Annotated in this window: 22 protein-coding genes and 2 pseudogenes; 13 read left to right on the top strand and 11 right to left on the bottom strand. The window is 46.9% G+C overall.

Annotated elements, in window-relative coordinates:
• Window positions 1–31: 31 nt before the first annotated feature.
• From B2751_RS11000 to B2751_RS10990, 3 genes are all read left to right on the top strand, one after another.
• Complete coding sequence (locus B2751_RS11000) at window positions 32–373, top strand: PadR family transcriptional regulator (protein ID WP_231496848.1); 342 nt, start codon at window positions 32–34, stop codon at window positions 371–373.
• A complete protein-coding gene (locus tag B2751_RS10995) occupies window positions 322–669 on the top strand; it encodes a hypothetical protein (protein ID WP_290774798.1) in 348 nt (115 codons plus the stop codon). The genes B2751_RS11000 and B2751_RS10995 overlap by 52 nt, the downstream gene beginning before the upstream one ends.
• A 1-nt stretch (window position 670) precedes the next feature.
• A complete protein-coding gene (locus B2751_RS10990; protein ID WP_290774784.1) occupies window positions 671–1,135 on the top strand; it encodes a DUF4188 domain-containing protein in 465 nt (154 codons plus the stop codon).
• 35 nt (window positions 1,136–1,170) lie between these two features.
• Here the strand turns inward: B2751_RS10990 and B2751_RS10985 are convergent, their stop codons facing one another.
• Window positions 1,171–1,329, bottom strand: a complete 159-nt coding sequence (locus tag B2751_RS10985; RefSeq protein ID WP_081780359.1) for a DUF1272 domain-containing protein — start codon at window positions 1,327–1,329, stop codon at window positions 1,171–1,173.
• A 136-nt stretch (window positions 1,330–1,465) separates the two neighbouring features.
• Between B2751_RS10985 and B2751_RS10980 the strand changes: the two genes are divergently transcribed.
• The 6 genes and pseudogenes from B2751_RS10980 to B2751_RS10950 all read left to right on the top strand — a co-directional run bounded on the left by B2751_RS10980 (window position 1,466) and on the right by B2751_RS10950 (window position 5,510).
• On the top strand, window positions 1,466–1,891 hold the full coding sequence (locus B2751_RS10980) for an Lrp/AsnC family transcriptional regulator (protein WP_290774783.1): 426 nt from the start codon (window positions 1,466–1,468) through the stop codon (window positions 1,889–1,891).
• Window positions 1,888–2,652: pseudogene (locus B2751_RS15305) on the top strand (aminoglycoside phosphotransferase family protein). The gene B2751_RS10980 and the pseudogene B2751_RS15305 overlap by 4 nt, the downstream one beginning before the upstream one ends.
• 25 nt (window positions 2,653–2,677) lie before the next feature.
• A complete protein-coding gene (locus B2751_RS10965; protein WP_290774780.1) occupies window positions 2,678–3,301 on the top strand; it encodes a Type 1 glutamine amidotransferase-like domain-containing protein in 624 nt (207 codons plus the stop codon).
• Between the two features lie 139 nt (window positions 3,302–3,440).
• Window positions 3,441–3,875 (top strand): MarR family winged helix-turn-helix transcriptional regulator, encoded by a 435-nt coding sequence (locus tag B2751_RS10960; RefSeq protein ID WP_214860082.1) that lies wholly within the window; start codon window positions 3,441–3,443, stop codon window positions 3,873–3,875.
• 58 nt (window positions 3,876–3,933) lie between these two features.
• Window positions 3,934–4,917 carry a ring-cleaving dioxygenase gene (locus B2751_RS10955; RefSeq protein WP_290774779.1) on the top strand — a complete coding sequence of 328 codons (984 nt, stop codon included), beginning with the start codon at window positions 3,934–3,936 and terminating at the stop codon, window positions 4,915–4,917.
• Window positions 4,918–4,971: 54 nt separating this feature from the next.
• Window positions 4,972–5,510: pseudogene (locus B2751_RS10950) on the top strand (NADPH-dependent FMN reductase).
• A 59-nt stretch (window positions 5,511–5,569) separates the two neighbouring features.
• On the opposite strand, the gene B2751_RS10945 reads toward B2751_RS10950, so the two are convergent.
• From B2751_RS10945 to B2751_RS10925, 5 genes are all read right to left on the bottom strand, one after another.
• Window positions 5,570–5,779, bottom strand: coding sequence for a hypothetical protein (locus B2751_RS10945; RefSeq protein WP_290774778.1), 210 nt, complete (start codon window positions 5,777–5,779; stop codon window positions 5,570–5,572).
• A 75-nt stretch (window positions 5,780–5,854) separates the two neighbouring features.
• On the bottom strand, window positions 5,855–6,025 hold the full coding sequence (locus B2751_RS10940) for a hypothetical protein (protein ID WP_290774777.1): 171 nt from the start codon (window positions 6,023–6,025) through the stop codon (window positions 5,855–5,857).
• A 12-nt stretch (window positions 6,026–6,037) separates the two neighbouring features.
• Window positions 6,038–6,382, bottom strand: coding sequence for a DUF2200 domain-containing protein (locus B2751_RS10935; protein ID WP_290774776.1), 345 nt, complete (start codon window positions 6,380–6,382; stop codon window positions 6,038–6,040).
• 745 nt (window positions 6,383–7,127) lie between these two features.
• Window positions 7,128–8,156: an ABC transporter permease gene (locus B2751_RS10930; protein WP_290774775.1), complete on the bottom strand. Its 1,029-nt coding sequence runs from the start codon at window positions 8,154–8,156 to the stop codon at window positions 7,128–7,130.
• A complete protein-coding gene (locus B2751_RS10925; protein ID WP_290774774.1) occupies window positions 8,156–8,872 on the bottom strand; it encodes an ABC transporter ATP-binding protein in 717 nt (238 codons plus the stop codon). Before B2751_RS10925 ends, B2751_RS10930 begins: the two co-directional genes overlap by 1 nt.
• Window positions 8,873–9,027: 155 nt before the next feature.
• On the opposite strand from B2751_RS10925, the gene B2751_RS10920 reads away from it, so the two are divergent.
• From B2751_RS10920 to B2751_RS10915, 3 genes are read left to right on the top strand one after another with little or no spacing between them, the layout of a single operon-like run.
• Window positions 9,028–9,525: a TetR/AcrR family transcriptional regulator gene (locus B2751_RS10920; RefSeq protein WP_290774773.1), complete on the top strand. Its 498-nt coding sequence runs from the start codon at window positions 9,028–9,030 to the stop codon at window positions 9,523–9,525.
• On the top strand, window positions 9,477–9,620 hold the full coding sequence (locus B2751_RS15300) for a TetR-like C-terminal domain-containing protein (protein WP_414655216.1): 144 nt from the start codon (window positions 9,477–9,479) through the stop codon (window positions 9,618–9,620). Before B2751_RS10920 ends, B2751_RS15300 begins: the two co-directional genes overlap by 49 nt.
• A complete protein-coding gene (locus B2751_RS10915) occupies window positions 9,617–10,147 on the top strand; it encodes a nucleotidyltransferase domain-containing protein (protein WP_290774772.1) in 531 nt (176 codons plus the stop codon). Before B2751_RS15300 ends, B2751_RS10915 begins: the two co-directional genes overlap by 4 nt.
• Here the strand turns inward: B2751_RS10915 and B2751_RS10910 are convergent.
• Together B2751_RS10910 and B2751_RS10905 are read right to left on the bottom strand one after the other, a co-directional pair.
• On the bottom strand, window positions 10,128–11,402 hold the full coding sequence (locus B2751_RS10910) for a hypothetical protein (protein ID WP_290774771.1): 1,275 nt from the start codon (window positions 11,400–11,402) through the stop codon (window positions 10,128–10,130). The genes B2751_RS10915 and B2751_RS10910 overlap by 20 nt on opposite strands.
• 30 nt (window positions 11,403–11,432) lie before the next feature.
• On the bottom strand, window positions 11,433–12,689 hold the full coding sequence (locus B2751_RS10905) for a hypothetical protein (protein ID WP_290774770.1): 1,257 nt from the start codon (window positions 12,687–12,689) through the stop codon (window positions 11,433–11,435).
• Between the two features lie 161 nt (window positions 12,690–12,850).
• On the opposite strand from B2751_RS10905, the gene B2751_RS10900 reads away from it, so the two are divergent.
• Window positions 12,851–12,973, top strand: a complete 123-nt coding sequence (locus tag B2751_RS10900; protein WP_255344362.1) for a hypothetical protein — start codon at window positions 12,851–12,853, stop codon at window positions 12,971–12,973.
• A gap of 203 nt (window positions 12,974–13,176) precedes the next feature.
• Here B2751_RS10900 and B2751_RS10895 read toward each other — a convergent pair whose 3' ends face one another.
• The 3 genes from B2751_RS10895 to B2751_RS10885 form a co-directional block, all read right to left on the bottom strand.
• On the bottom strand, window positions 13,177–13,704 hold the full coding sequence (locus B2751_RS10895; protein WP_035407795.1) for an HAD-IIIA family hydrolase: 528 nt from the start codon (window positions 13,702–13,704) through the stop codon (window positions 13,177–13,179).
• A 17-nt stretch (window positions 13,705–13,721) separates the two neighbouring features.
• The gene (locus B2751_RS10890) at window positions 13,722–16,349 is read right to left on the bottom strand and encodes an ABC transporter permease (protein ID WP_290774769.1); all 2,628 of its coding nucleotides are present in this window, start codon (window positions 16,347–16,349) and stop codon (window positions 13,722–13,724) included.
• Between the two features lie 19 nt (window positions 16,350–16,368).
• Window positions 16,369–16,629, bottom strand: a 261-nt coding sequence (locus B2751_RS10885) for a hypothetical protein (protein ID WP_290774768.1), incomplete at its 5' end; no start/stop codon positions are given.

Genomic DNA, 16,629 nt, shown 5'->3' with positions numbered 1-16,629 from the left:
AGATAGTATCTTTTAGATATAGGAGGGACCGATGCCAAAAGAAAACATGACCCGTTATGCGATTCTCGGACTTCTTGCGAGCGGATGTACGTCTGGTTATGAGATGAAGCATACGATCGATACGAGCTTGAACCACTTTTGGAAAATCAGCTTCGGACAAGTATATCCGACGCTGAAACGGTTAGAAGCGGAAGGATTAATCGTGGAAGAGGTCACGGATGGGGAACGAAAACAATTCGCCCTGACGGAAAACGGACATGTGGAGCTCGAGCGTTGGGTCGCTGAACCATCCGTTGATTTGCCAGTGCAACGAAACGACTTATTGTTGAAGCTTTATTTTGCCCGCCATGTTTCAAAAGACGTCACGATGTAGAAGATTCAGGAGCATGCACGCTTGCTCGAAGAGCGGCTCGAGACGTATCAAGCNNGAAGCTGTACTTCGCTCGACATGCTTCAAAAGAGGTCACCTTGCAGAAAATTCAGGGGCACGCGCGATTGCTCGAAGAACGGCTTGAGACGTATCAAGCGATCGATGCGATGATTCGTTCTTATCCTGACTCAAACGACGCCGTTTATTGGTTGCTGACGCTTGATTATGGCATTCGGAAGACACGTGCGTTACTCGACTGGTGTGACGCTTCCCTTGAGGCCCTTGAAGGAGGAAATTGACATGAAACGGATCATTGCGACTCCGAACAAAGACGTCGTCGTGTTCATCATCGGGTTACGGATCAATCGCCTGCGCTCCGTCCGACAATGGTTACCGACGGTCCAAGCGATGGGACCGATGCTGCAAGAGTGTTATGCGAACGATGTCGGACTGATTTCGCATGAATCGCTTGTCGGTTGGCGTTCCTTGACGTTGATCCAGTATTGGCGTTCAACGGAAGAGTTGATGGCATATGCCCATGGTTCGCGCCATTTGACGGCGTGGAAACGATTCAATCAGAAGGCACGGACATCAGAAGCGGTCGGGATCTTTCACGAGACGTTCGAAGTCAGAAATTATGAGTCGATGTATGTCAATCTTCCGACCCGGGGGCTTGCGAAAGCACTTGGCGAGTCGGCGATCAGATCGCATCAAGAACAAGCGAAAGGGCGCTTAGCCGAGCGGCAATCACAAGAGACGATCTGAATAGACAAAAGACGGGTGCCGAGGCATCCGTCTTTTTATGTAGTGACTGGCGTGGCGGGTTCGAGCAGCTCCCCACAGTTTTGGCAAATATGATCGAGCGTTTTTGTACACGGTTCGCAAAACGTACAAGCATGTGAACATTGATAGACCGTCGTTTCAATTGTTTCTTGGCACCGGACACAGGTTGGTTCCATGCGTATCACCTCCTATTAGTAGTATAAGAAATACTACTCGATGAACACAGCAGCAAAACAAAGTAAAAGGCTATATTTTCCTTTGATTCCATGTTAATTTGAAGAAAGTGGTTTTGAATCAGAAGGAGGATGGAATATGGACCAGATTGATCAACAAATCGTTCGGATATTGCAGAACGATGCCCGAATCCCATGGTCGGAACTCGGGCGACAAATCGGGTTATCAGCTCCAGCCGTCATCGAACGGGTCCGAAAAATGGAGGACGCGGGAATCATCGAAGGATTTCACGCTGTCATTAATCCAGAAGCACTCGCACAAGGGTTACTCGCGATCGTCATGTTTGAAGAGACGCGGTGTGCGGGTTTGATTGAATTTTTCAAAGGGCATCCGGAAGTCGTCGAGTGTCACCGCCTGACCGGTAGCTATAACTTCATGGTCAAGTTGCAAACGGAGTCTGTTGCAACTTTAGAACGTTTTCTCGATGACGCGTCGGTTTACGGAAAACCATCGACTTGGATTCGATTGTCGACACCGGTTCCGTTCACGGGATATACGGTATGACGGAGGAGACCCGTCTAAGCATCGAGCAAATGACGGGAACAATCGAGGACGTCGAAAAACTCGATGAGCAAGGGGGGACATCGACGGTCTACCAGGTTAAAACGAAAACAGGAAAATACCTACTCAAGACTGCTACAAGAGCAAGATACCAAGAATGGTTCGCAGAAGAAGCAATCGTCTTAGAAGAATGGATGCAACGAGAACCAGGGTTCCTACCTGAGTACGTCGGCTTTTTCAAAGACAGAACAGCACCGCACAGTCATCTCTTGATGGGGTGGCGAGACGGGATGACGCTGACGACAGCGTTAAGACAGGCTACAAGCGAACAACGGATTCAGTTGTGGCAAGCGTTTGGAAACTATCTCTTCCATTTTCATCAGCGAGCGACAGTAGGAATGTCGGATGTTTGGTTAACGGAACGGTTCATGACGGCATAACGTTATGTCGCGTCTGGTTGGGCGTCCGGAACGATGGATTTACTCGATCGTCTAAAAGAGACTCGTCCACAACCGATCGATGTATGCTGGATTCATGGTGACTGTACGACGGACAACCTGTTGGTCGCGACGAACGGAACGATGTCGTTCATCGATGTCGGAGCGATGAGACCAGGCGATCGACGGTATGATATCGCACTCGCCATCAGTCCGATCATCAATGATAGAGAAGCCCTTAATGCCTTTTATGAAGGCTATCGCTTTGAGCAACTGCCCAGATCAGAATTTGATTATTATGAACATGGACTGTACACCTTTTTCTAAAAAGACACTGCAAAGGAGAAATAAGATGAACCTCATGCTAATCGGTGGCGGACAACTGATTGCGCCGTCTCATCAAGTCATCAATCGTCATGTCTTTCAACTGACGTCACACGTACCGCATATCGTCTTCCTGCCGACGGCAAGTCGGGACGAGCGATTGTACCAACAACAATTTCGAGATACATATGAAGCGCTTGGAGCGACTGTCTCGATCGTCACATTGTTTGACGATAACCAAACGATTGATACACAACGACAACTATTACAGCACGCCGACATCATCTATGTCGGCGGTGGTAATTATCCTCTACTCGCCAAGACACTTGAGAACTCTGGAATAAATGTACTCCTCAAGCAAGCCATCGATCGCGGCGCCTGGTACGTAGGTGTCAGTGCAGGCGCAATCTATCCGATGGAATCCGGGATTCGCACGACAGAAAGTGGTAACGATTACTGTCTTGATACAGGACAAAGCTGGCTGAGTGGCTGTATCTGTCCGCATTTAAATCAAGAAAGAAGGGCAGCTCGTTTTCAGGAACATTTGTCTCAAATGGATAATGCGATCGGTTTACCTGACGATACGGCGTATATTCAATCGGAAACAGATCACTATCTATTAGGAGAAGGGCACGTGTTTTGCTTTAAATGATGATGAACGCTTCGAAAATCCGTTGTGTTTATCATCATGATATAAAGTAAATCAAAACAGTTGACGAAAAAAAATTGAGATGTTATATTTATCTCGAATTAAAGATATATGAATTAAAGATACAAAAGAGGTGAACGAAATGACACGACCGAACCCGAACTTGAAAGCATTAACGGTCATGGTGCGCGCAGTCGACGCGTTACATGAAGTCATCAAGAAGGACGTTGCGCAGTGGGGACTGAACCCGACGGATTTTTCGGTTCTTGAGTTGCTGTTTCACAGGGGCAGGCAACCGATTCAATTGATTGGGAAAAAAGTCTTGATTACGAGCAGTAGCATCACCTATGTCATTGATAAGCTCGAAAAAAAGAATTATGTCTTCCGTAAAGCATGTCCAGAAGATCGGCGCGTGACATTTGCGGAACTGACCTCTGAAGGGCAACAACTGATGGAAACGATTTTTCCAAAGCACGAGCAAGCGATTAATCAAGTATTTCAAGGAATAGCCCCGTCAGACCTCGAAGCATTCATCGAGACAGCCAAAACAATCGGCTATCAAGCAAAAAAACAATAAAATTTTTTAGACTGATATCTCGAATTCGAGATAATAACGATTAAAGGAGCGATTTTTCATGAATGAACTAAAAGGTATTCATCACGTTACAGCGATTACGAGCAGTGCCGAGAAAAACTATGACTTCTTTACCAATGTCTTAGGGATGCGATTGGTCAAAAAGACCGTCAATCAGGATGACATTCAGACGTATCACTTATTCTTCGCCGATGATAAAGGATCTGCCGGAACGGATATGACGTTCTTTGATTTTCCTGGTATCCAAAAAGGATCACACGGGACGAGTGAAATCTTCAAGACGGCGTTCCGTGTCCCGACGGATGCCGCACTCGAGTACTGGATTAAACGCTTTGACAAATATGACGTCAAGCACCGCGGCATCAAAGAACAATTCGGCAAGAAGACGCTCTCGTTCGTCGATTTCGATGAGCAACAATACATGTTGATCTCTGACGAGCACAATCAAGGTGTCGCGTCCGGCACACCGTGGCAAAACGGTCCGGTGCCACTCGAGTTCGCGATCACGGGACTCGGTCCAATTCACATCCGGATCGCAGAATTTAACAACTTAAAAGCCGTGCTCGAACAAGCAATGTTGATGCGCGAAGTCGATCAAGCTGGTTCACTGCATTTGTTCGAGATGGGTGAGGGCGGAAACGGTGCCCAAGTCATCGTCGAGCATAATGTCGTTCTACCAAGCGGACGTCAAGGATTCGGAACGGTGCACCATGTCGCCTTCCGCGTCGAAGATACGGCTGCCTTACAGGAATGGATCGAACGGATGCAACAGCTACGCTTCAACACATCGGGTTACGTCGATCGTTTCTTCTTCGAATCGCTCTACGCTCGTGTCGCGCGCGGTGTCTTGTTCGAGTGGGCAACGGATGGTCCTGGTTTCATGGGTGATGAGCCATACGAAACGGTCGGAGAGAAATTGTCATTACCACCATTCCTTGAGCCACAACGAGCACAGATCGAACAAATGGTCCGTCCGATCGATACGGTCCGGAGCACTCGAAAAATCGAAAAAGAATACCTTTAATAGAACGCTACGATAACGTAACTAATCGCATCTAAATAAGAGGAGGAAATAAAAATGGAGAAATTAAACATTGGTATCATCTTAGGATCTACACGTGAAGGACGTCTCAGCCCACAAGTCGGGAACTGGGTCAAACAACTCGCGGATCAACGGGGGGATGCAAACTACACGATTCTTGATATCGCCGACTACAAATTACCGCTTCTAGGTGAAAAAGACGCGGATGCATCAGGTGCTGCTGCTTGGTCGAAGGATGTCGCAGCACAAGACGGATTCGTCTTCATCGTTCAGGAATACAACCACTCAATCGCAGCGTCACTCAAGAACGCGCTCGATTATCTACGGGTCGAATGGAACAATAAAGCAGCAGGGATCGTCTCTTACGGTTCTGCNNAGCTCGGGCGGCAGAACACTTGCGTGGCATCCTCGGTGAGTTATTGATTGCCGATGTCCGGGTGCATCCAGCGTTATCCTTGTTCACTGATTTCGAGAATGGATCGGTTTTAAAAGCGGCAGCCGTTCAAGAAACATCGGTCAACCAGATGCTCGATCAAGTCATTCCGTGGGCAACGGCATTAAAAACGATTCGCTAATTCGTGATTGATCAGAAAACCCCCTCATTTCGCTGAAATGAGGGGGTTTTCTATCGTTGTCATGTAAAACACGACGTGACGCGGCGCAGATCCTTTTCTTGAATGTAAAGCGTGTGTTGACGGACTTTATAAGGAATGTCAGCCGCTTGAAGACGTTCGAGATAGTGACCCGTCGGAGCGACCGTCCATTTCACATATGTTGTTGCGGCATTCGGTGAGGCGAGACAGATGAGCAATATAAGCGGAGCAATCCATTTTCGAATCTTCAATCGTATACCTCCTTCATTATTTCAAATACTGTATTAATGATTTTATTGTTTAAATCAACAACTAAAAATCACGACTCACGTCAACAAAACATAACTGACCATCAAGCCGACCAACAGACCACTAAAGGCGAGTCGATAGACGGGTGAACGATAAGTTCCTTTATTTCGTTTGACTTGATAGACGATGAAATAGGTCACACTGGTCACCATGACGAGGATCGCCAGTGTACTGAGTAAAGTAGACATCAGCATTCCTCCTTATCGTAAGATTTTAGCTAACGCTTTTCCTTTCGCCAACTCATCGACGAGTTTGTCGAGAATCCGGATGTTACGAATGTGCGGATCCGTTAGATTTTCCACACGAATCCCGCAGATGACGCCAGTGACTAAAAGTCGGCGTTCGTTCAGGTCGGGTGCGTGCTCGAAAAAGGCTGCGACAGTTTGGGTTTGTATGGCTTGTTCAAGAGTTGATTGCGTGTGTCCGGTCAACCAGAACAGCACGTCATCAAGCTCGTCTTGCGTCCGTTGCTTGCGCTCGACTTTTTGACGGTATACCTGATACAGCTGCTGCATCGGCATTTGAAATACTTTTTCGTAACTCATCTGAATCGCCTCCTTTCATGGTAACATATGGGAAAAGGTCTTGTGTCAAGGATTTTAAGTCGGTTTGGAGGTGCAGGATGAAATGAGACGTCGAATCATTGGAATGACTTTCATGACGTGCCTAGTACTATTTTTAGGCGTCGTAGGTGTTAAACTATCGTATCAGGCATTGATCGATCCACCGATTGATCAACCGATTGATCAATCGACAGGAAACTGGGTACGTGTTCCGAGTACGATTTTACCGACTAAAAAGGTCATCTATGCGAAAAAAGAGCAAATCATCAAACAACTGGATTCTTCAAAAAGCGGGCACGAAGGATATCGGAAGGAACCTAAAAAGAAAAAACCGATTGAGCTTGGACGAGGTTTCTTGACGGATGCGATCAATCAAATCGTTCGTGTGATTCCTTGGATTGTCGCTTTAGTGATCATCTTCTATCTGTATCGTCGACAACGATTCAACCGNNCGCTAACGCCTGAAGTCCAGTCCTCATCAGAAGACAGTATTCTTGATTCAAAAATTCGTGAAGCAGTGCGCGCGTTCAATCGGTCACTTGCTCCAGCGCAACAGCGACGGACACATGAGACGCTGACGGAGTGGTTAACACGTTTAGAGGTCACGGTTCCGCATGAGATCTATCAGCTCGTTCGCTATGCCGACGTGGAAGAGCAGACACTCGATCCCTCTCGACGGACTGCTTTCCTCGAACAGCTTAAGCAAAATCAGACACGGCTCGTGTAATCAGCCGTGTCTTTTTTGGTGTCCGCGATACTTATTAAGAGCAAGCATGTTCAACAGGAATAAGGCGGCTCCGTAGAGAAATAATCCGAGCCAGTACGGCCAGATGCTCGACCAACCGTTACCGTAGACGAGTACCTCTTTAATCGCACTCGCTCCGTAGAAAATCGGTGTGATATATCCGATGTTACCGAGTCCGTACGGGATTAAATCGAGCGGAATCAAACCGGAGAAGAAGATCTGCGGAATGATCGTAAAAGGAATCAACTGGACGACTTGTAATTCAGACTGGGCAAAGATCGAAATCGTTGCCCCGAACAAGACCGCGACGACGGCAAGTCCAAGCATCGTCAGGAAGACCCAGATGCTCGAACCTTCAGACGGTAAGTCAAGAACGATCGTCGCGTACAGGACGACAAGAATCGCCTGGATCGAGGCGAAGACGCTATAACCGAGCGTATAGCCGAAGATGACGTCGGTTTGGCGAATCGGTGTCATCATCAACCGCTCGAGCGTGCCACCACTGCGCTCCTTGACGAGTGCCATCGCTGACAAGATGAAGACGAAAAAGAAGGAGAATAGCGATAAAAAGACGAATCCGAGCGCATCAAAGGTCGATTGATCAACATCCCCGTACAGATAGTTCGTCTCGAGTTGCATCGTCGGTTGCAGTGACGCAAGTCCAGCTTGAATCTCGCGTAGTGCTTTGGAACTTTTCGTCGAAGGTTCGCGGAGGTTCAAAGCTAGTTGGTCGTTTTTCATGTCTAAGACGACGTCAACCGTTTCATGATCTTTGAGATAGGCGTCCGCATCACTGCCGTTATACGTTTTAAGCGACAGATCCTGTTTTTCGATCGCTTGTGAGACTGGAGTCGGTACATCTTGACTGATGGCGACGACAGGTGTGTAGTCATCGTTTCCAAGTAGGAAATAGATTAAGGTGAAGATTAACAATGGAGCAAGCAAAATCAGTCCGACGCTTCGTTTATCGTTCAACGTTTGACGGATGACCCGTCGTGCGAGATGCCACATTATGTCACGTCCTTTCCAGCGAGCAGGAATAGTTCCTCGACCTGACCGTTTTCAGTCTGTGCGAGCAAACGGTCGAGCGGATCGTAGGCGATGATTCGACCGTTATAGATCAATGCTGCCCGGTCACATTCATTGATTTCGTCCATGACATGGGTCGAGACGACAATCGTCGTGCCTTGCGCACGAATCGCTTGGAATTGATTCCAAATCTGGCGGCGTAACACGGGATCAATCCCGACGGTCGGCTCATCCAGAAATAGAATACTTGGACGATGTAGGATTGAGATGGCAAGGGACAATCGTTTCTTCATCCCGCCGGAATAATGACGGACAAGCTTTTTTTGATCATTCGTTAAATCGACGAGTGTTAACACTTCTTCGATGCGTTTTGCTAAGTCCTGACGAGACATGTTGTATAAGGAACCGAAAAACTGCAGGTTCGCAAGGCCAGATAAATCCTCGTATAGAGCATCGTTTTGTGGCATGAAACCGATTTGCGAAAGCATCTTAAAGTTCGGCATCAAGGTGTCACCGATTTGAATCGTTCCAGCATCTGCTTGAATCGCGCCGATCATCAAGCGAATCAACGTCGTCTTACCGGAACCTGACGGACCAAGCAAGCCACAAATCTCACCAGACGGAATCAAAAGATCAATCTGTTGGAGGACGTCCTGTTGATGAAACGATTTCGATACACCGTGTAGTTGTAAATCCATCGTATTCTCCCTCCTTTTTATAAAATAATTATTGAACAACGTGTTGATTAATTTCATTATAAAAGGGAGAGAAACTGGGAGCAATGACCAGTTAATGTTCATCTGTCGCTTAAGCGACACTTCCTGAAAAACTGTTGAAGAAAGAGGCGATTTCGATGAAAAAACAGGATTTACGCGTTATCCGGACCGACCGGAGGATACGCGAGACGTTCCTTCAGCTGATCGACGAAGTCGGTTTTGACGCCGTGACGATTAAGTTGTTGACGGAACGGGCGGAAGTCAATCGCGGAACGTTCTACCATCATTACGCGGATAAATACGAACTGCTCGAGCGGATGACGAATGAGGTTTTTGAAAAGATCGAAGCGACGTTCGAACGCGAGATTCCATTCGTCCTGATCAACAAAACGGAGGACTCACCATACCGACGAATCATCCCGTTTCTAACGTTTCTTTATGAACACCGGACGCTGATGCGGATCTTACTCAGTCCGACGAGTGACGGGATGTTTCGGAAGCGGGTCCGTGATTACATGCAACAGATTCTGTTCTCGGGACTNNCCTACCGGAACAAGGAGAACGTCTCGTTCCAGAAAATTATCTCATTGCCTATCTCTCAGCCGCCCATCTCGGTGTCATCGAATCCTGGTTGAGCCACCCAAATGAGACATCACCGGATGAAATTGCGCGAATCATCTTTACGATTTCGATGGAAGGACCGTTTCGAGCAGCGGGGTTCCGGCGATGAGTCTTGAGCAAGTCTTAGAAAAAGTCGTCGCGTGTTTGCAGCAAGAACGGATTCATTTTGGTATCGGTGGTTCATTATTGTTGGCGCAGCATGGACTACCAGTTGTACCGCGCGACATCGATCTCGTCGTCGCGTTAGAGGACGCCGAACGAGCAGTCCAACTGTTAGCGGACATGGGGACTGTCGTCGAACAAGACAAGACGTCACTTTACGCGACGGAAGTGTTCCAGGAATTTATCATTGCAGGAATCGATATCGATTTGATGAGCGGACTGCAGATTCGTCATTGCGAGGGCGTGTTCATCTATCCGTTTGATGAACAATCAATCGATTCAGCTGGACGTCCGTTCATGTCACTCGTTGATTGGTATGTCATTTATCAACTGATTCCAGGACGAGAACAAAAGGTCACGATGATTGAAGACGTATTTACAAAACAGGGAGTGGACCGTAAGCGTCTCGAACAGCTGAGAAGCCTCGTTCTTCCGCAAATAGTAAAGAAGCGAATCAATCAGTGGCTGAAATGACATACAGGTCTTCGAGTAAGACGACCTCATTTGTTGCCGGTAAGTAAGCGTGGTTCGAGTCAAGCAAACCACAGAGAACATAGTGGTCAAGTGCCCGGTCGAAAACATAATACGGTTTCAATGTCAGGTAAGGCATGAGTGCGTGACGTATGACTTCTTTGGGCACGCTATCAGGCAATCCTTGTGTCGAGTCATGATAGAGGTCAATAAATGCTTCATTATCAACGATTAGGCTGACTTCAAAAGTATCTTCGATCAAAAGAATCGTTAAACGACGTTTGTAAGCGAGATTTATGTCGTGACGAGTCCGGCGTACTACTACGTTAATGAATGGAAAATTCCGATGGATTTCTTGAATCGTCCACGCTCCGGACTCCTCCGGATATTCGGCAGCGATGAGATCTACAGCAATCGACTGACATGTTTCCAGCATCTCGTCAGTCAACGGTCGGTAATCCGGATGTGGCGTTTGAGCTTCGGCATCGCGTGCCGTGACAGCGTCTCGCCGCTTAATCAATTTGCGCGTATAGGAGAAGGTGGACGGTTTGTCCCATGTCACGATCTCGTTCATGGCAACGGACGAAGTTTCGGGATTACTTAGAAGATACGTGCGCAAGCCGTCTTGAGAAACAAAGATTTCTTCAATTGCATGCGCTTGTATTGGTTGTTGCTCATCAGGTGCAAAAAAGAACCGTATTTGTTCTGATATGATTGGTGCGATTTGTATAGGTGACAATGTGAACGGTTCAGTCGAATACTTGTTACTCAGCGCGGGGGTTCCATAGACACTGAAAGAATCGAGAACTCCTTCATTCGTTAGCTCAAGCGATATGAACAGACCAGGGGAGAGGCGAATTCCGTGATGACAGTTGACATACTGATACAGGGAATCTTGATGCGTAAGGAACATGAACTGCTTCTCGAACGTCATTCCTAATTCTTGCTCAAGCCAAGCAATCCGTATGTCTGAATCGCGTAAATCCTCTGGAAGAGAATGAATCGCGACATCACCATGTTTGTTGATTGATGTCGTTCGTTTTGTAGCCGTATCGACTTGGATCTCTATCGTACCGTCTGGATAACTCTCGTCTTCAGACCAAGGACCGTGATTGATGGGGAACCAACATGTCTCAAGCGAATATTGCGTTTCACCATGAATTTTTTCACGGCGATAGAAGGTTTCATGTAAGACATAATCGTTCAGTTGATATTTGTCTTGGATATGGGAGATTAAATCTTTCGTTAATGGATGCAACTCGTTCACTCCTTCGTATCTAATTTCACTTTATAGATCACGTATTAAAACGACCTTATTTGTTGCGGGTAAGAAAACATGGTTCGAGTTGAGCAAACCACAAAGAACATAGTGACCTTTTGAAGCGTCAAATACATAACGCGGTGTGAGCAAAAGGTACGGACGTAATGTATTGAAGATGATGTCTTGCTGATCATCCTCGAGCTTTGGTGCAGTAACGGATGCGAGCGCGGTATGGAGTTCCTGATTGTCGGTCAAGCTAATCCAGTCAAGTGTCTTTTCGTCAAGGAGAATCGTGACGCGTCGCTGCTGATCGACATAGGACGTCGGATGCGTGCGTGACAACGTGACAGCAAGGTAGGGATCTTGTCGGTAAATGTGCCGAAGCATCCATTGTCCGGAATCGGCAGAATACTCGTTTTGTATGAGGTCTTTGATCACGGCGCGACAAGCGTCCGCAGTCTCCTGCGGAATCGGACGAAAATCCGGATGTTCGGTCTGCGTGATCACGTCATTCGCGGTCACGGTTTCTCCAGATTGAAACGGATACCGTTCATGCGTCTTAGACGATAAACCTGTCCAAGATAACACATCATTCACTTCGATGGATGATGTGTTATCTAGTTTACTTGGAACAAGGATAGACGCTTCTTGCGTCACGAACGCCTCAGCGACGGTATGCGCGTATTGATTTCCTGTTTTAGGGTAGGAAAACCATTTTATTTGTTGTTTGGTTAGCGATTCAATTTCCTCAAGTGTTAAGGTGAAAGATTTTGATTCCACTCGGTGATCAAGCGGATGAGGACCGTATATGAACAACTCGTCGAGTTGACCATTTTCCGTTAACGTCAGATGGATGAAGCAACCGGGAGACAGCCGGACTCCGTCGTAACAACTCACATAACTGAAAAAAGTTTCGTCGTCTTTTTCGAGTATGAAATGTGTACCATGGATCATGCTGGTTTCTGACTCGAGCCAAGCGATACGAGTGCTGATATCACGTAAGTCGTTCGGTACGGAATGAACCAGGATCTGACCGTGTAAGGATAACGTTGTCGTTCGTTTCGTGACAGGATTTATCGCAATCTGCACCGTTCCTTCAGGAAGCATGGTGCCATCCTCTTCCTCGATGACCGATGTACCACGCGGAATCCAGAACGTTTCGAAAGAGTAACCGGTTTGGTCGTTCATTTTGTTTTGCGTGTAGGACGATTCATAGAGCACATAATCAGTTAAATGATATTTCTCGAGCATATAATCAGTCAGCTGTTTCGTTAAAGCATGCAACGTATTCACCTCTATTTCGTACGTTCAGTGTAACGTGAATCTCCTTGTGATGAAGCCGAATTGAAAATTATTACATAATTGTAAGGGTTCAAAAAATAGTAAATGCATTATTATAGTAGAATAAATATAAAAGAACCATCGAAATATAGGAGGAAACAAAAGTGTCAGATTTTAGTCTAGCAATGAATCTTTTATTTGGGAGTGTCCATCTCATTCTTATGGCGATGGCGATCCCATCGATCATCTATGCACTCTATCTATTACGAAAAATCGCTAACAAATGATTGCAGGAACTTTTTGGTAAGAACAAGAAGACAGTTTAAGTACCCTCGCATCATCAAAAGGAGGCGGTAGCATGTCATTTTGGACATGGTTTGCAATCTTTTTTGTGTTAGCGAACAGTATCTTCGTAGCTTCTCAATCGAAACGTTCCAAGAAATAACAAAAGGCGCAATTCCGTAAACGGAAGTCGCGCCTTTTCGTTTATTCAGTTTTGCTTGTCGAGCCAAGCGATTGCCTCTGCCAAGTCGTCGGCGATATAGTCGACGTTTGCTTGCTCTAATCGGTCGGCGTAATCGCGGATTGAGCTCTCTCCGGCACCTGTCCGGACTAAGATTTTGATACATCCGGCACGAGCAGCTGCCATCATATCACTCCATCGGTCCCCAATGACGACACATTGATCGAGTCGGAGATCGTGTTTTACTTGAGCTTGCCATAATAAATCTGGTGATGGTTTGCGACAGGAACAATGATCTTCCGCTGCATGCGGACAAATCAGTATGTCATCAAAGCCGAAGTCCTGTAATTCTGTCCGGAACTCCTCTTCACGCGCGAGTCCTTTTGAAATACCAGGCTGATTCGTAAACGCAATCAATAACATACCTTGATTACGTAAGCGTTCCATTAGTGAAGCGACGTGAGGGAATAACGTAAACGTTCCGGGATAGTGGACGGTGTTATCTCCACCAATCGTTCCGTCTCGGTCAAAAAATATTGCTTGAATAGAATTCATGTGTACAACTCCTTAGTTTACGAAGCATCTTTCAGTTCTTGGTACGGTTGAACACGTGCTGCCAATTGTGCTGGGATGAAGGCGGCGATGACACCGAACAGAATCGGTAAGGCAAGCGACACGCCTATCAATAACGGTTCATTCCATGGAACAAGATCGTACAAGACATAAATCGTCGTGTAGGCGACAATCAGCCCAATCACTCCAGAAATCAGACCAACAAGGAAACCTTCAAGGACAATCAATTGACGGATCGCACCGTTCGTCCAGCCGAGTGCTTTTAGGACGGCGAGTGAGGCGCGGCGATCGGTGACGTTTTGCCACATGATCTCACCCGTCGTCAAAATGGCGATTGTGATGGCAACACCCATCGTCACGTAATGCATCGGACCGACTTGCAGGGCAACGAATTGACCGAGCCATGACGTGTAAAGAACACCTTGTAGATGGAACGTCACGAACAAGAAGAACGTTAGTAGTGCCGTTGGTAGAGCGATCGAGAGGACGGACAAACTATTGCGTTTCCATTTCCCGATCAGTTCCTTTAGTGCAAGTGTCATCGTCGAACGAAGCTTCAGTCCGACACGAGCCGCTTTCGCGTATTCGCCAGTCTTGATCGCTTCGTACGGCGAGATGCGGCGAATCGTCCACGCCGACCAGGAGGCGCCGGCGAGGTAGATGACAAGACTGAACAGTGCGATCCAGAGAAGGCTCCAGCCGTTCATCGCTTCATTACGGACATATGAGAAGATGCTTTCGACGATCAAGGCGATTGTTGAAACGAATCCAGCGAGTATCGCCGCCTCAATCAAGACGATTTTATAGAGATCCTTCGTCCGCCAACCGAGTGCGAGCAAAACAGCGAACTCTTTCCGGCGAGCGAGCATCGAGACGTAGCTCGTTGCAAGGACATAAACGATGGCGACTGCGAGCATCGCGAAGATGACGCCTGAGAAACCGACACTCGTCTCACGGAAAATCGTCATCGCGGCACCGATATGGATCCACGGCTGTTCGATCCAACCGAGCGTTTTGCCGTCATCGATGACCTTCGTGACGACCGGTTGAGGGGAGGAACCCTTGGTGATCGTAGCGACGAGACCAGTATCTCGTTCGATTTCCGACTTGATGCGCTGTAAGGTTTTATCCGACTGTTCACCGACAGAAGAAGCACCCTTTACTTTCAACCGGATCGATGAAATCGATTGATCGCCCATCACCTTTTTGACACTATCGACTGTCGTGAGAACGTTTGGAGAATTCGTCAACAGACCAACTGGATTCCCGGTCGTATTGATCAGTTGGGCAGGATTGACCGGTTCATTTTTTGAGTCAAGTACGATACTCGCAGCCGATGGTCGATAGGTCTCCATCGGTAATTCGTTCAATGGATCTTTGGACACATTGATCTTGTTCGGATCATACAAACCGACGACATTGAACGTCAGATAAGGATTCATTGACTTAAAATCAGATTGATCCGATTTTTTCATTTTTATTTCATAAGAATCTACGGTCCGGAAGCCGCGCTTCGGAAGATAAGAGGATGGTAATATAGCGTTTTTGAATGCAGTAGGTGCTGTATGCACTTCATAAGCATCCTTCCATCGTGTAGGGAACGGACTCTTCACCGTTTGATATGTCAAAGAGCCTGTCTGGGCGACGAGTTGAGCGTTAGTATATGCTTCTGCTTGCGGAAGTACCTTAGTTTTTTGACCGAGTAGAGAATCGAAATAAACGCTCTCGACTTTAGAGGCATCGACTTTAATGTCTTGGATGATCTTGCGTTTTTCTTGATCGAGAGGTTGAGGATCGTTCGATTTAGCTAGTCGTTGATAGAATGTATCACGTGCTTGTTTCGTTTTCAGATCGACGTTAACTTGTTCTAACTTGAATTGACTATATCCCGTATTGAAGGATTTTGGATTGATCAATACCGGAATGTTGAATGCGTTAGAACTCTCCTTGCTGGCTGAGGGAACATCCTCTTGATTGAAGTAACGAAACTTCTTCTGATTCAGGATGCTCTTATCCAAACCGACGAGTTGCGCTTCCGCCTCCGGATCGATTCCGACGATAAGACTATAGGTAAAGGGTTGTACGGATGAAAAATCTTGCGGATCTTGAAGACTGATCAATCGCGTGTTTGGAGGAACGAGCGGTTCTTCAATAGTTGAAAAGTAGGCACTATCCTGTGCAATGAGTTCTTTTGAAAATCCACCAGCACCATAATGTGAATTACTCAGTCGATAAATACCAGGCTTGTCCGGAAAGTGGATTTGATTTGGAATTGAGATGCCGATATTGGCATATCCCATGACAGCAACAGGAGCTGCGATATCAATCTCGTTCATTTGTTTGATTTGTTGGTACTGCTTAAACGAAATCCCACCGTTGATTCCGTTGAGATAATTGGGTTCGAGCAAATTACTCGATTCCGTCGACATCTGACTGCCTTTTGGTCGGACGACGATATCGTAGGCGGATGACCATTTTTTCTGTAACGTCTGTTCGACCGTGCCTTGACTGGAGTCCGTCAAGTTGAACATCAGACTGAGTCCGGCGCTGATGATGAGGGCACCGACGAGCGTCAGGATGAATTTCCCGCGCTGCCGAAGCCATTGATTGATGCCGAATCGTAGCATATGTAGTCTCCTTTGTAGTTTAGTGGGAGAGCTTTGTCTTTAAATAGTGCGCAAGATCTTGTTCGAAATGGTGAATTTCTTGTGCGTCGAGTGCCTCCACTTCCGCTTGCGTCGCGTAGCGAGTGACGAAATAAGGTGAGAGTGGCGTCACCAGATGAATACGCTCTGTCCAGTCTGTCAACGATTCATGGCTTCGCCGCTTGAGGGCGCGTGGTAAGCGTTGATTAAAATCAAATAGCATCAGGCGTAGTGATTGTTCTGGCGGAGTGAGTACCGACTG

The sequence above is a fragment of the Exiguobacterium sp. UBA6282 genome, assembly GCF_002440475.1.
GTDB lineage: Bacteria > Bacillota > Bacilli > Exiguobacteriales > Exiguobacteriaceae > Exiguobacterium_A.
This window is presented reverse-complemented; position numbering and strand designations above follow the sequence as displayed.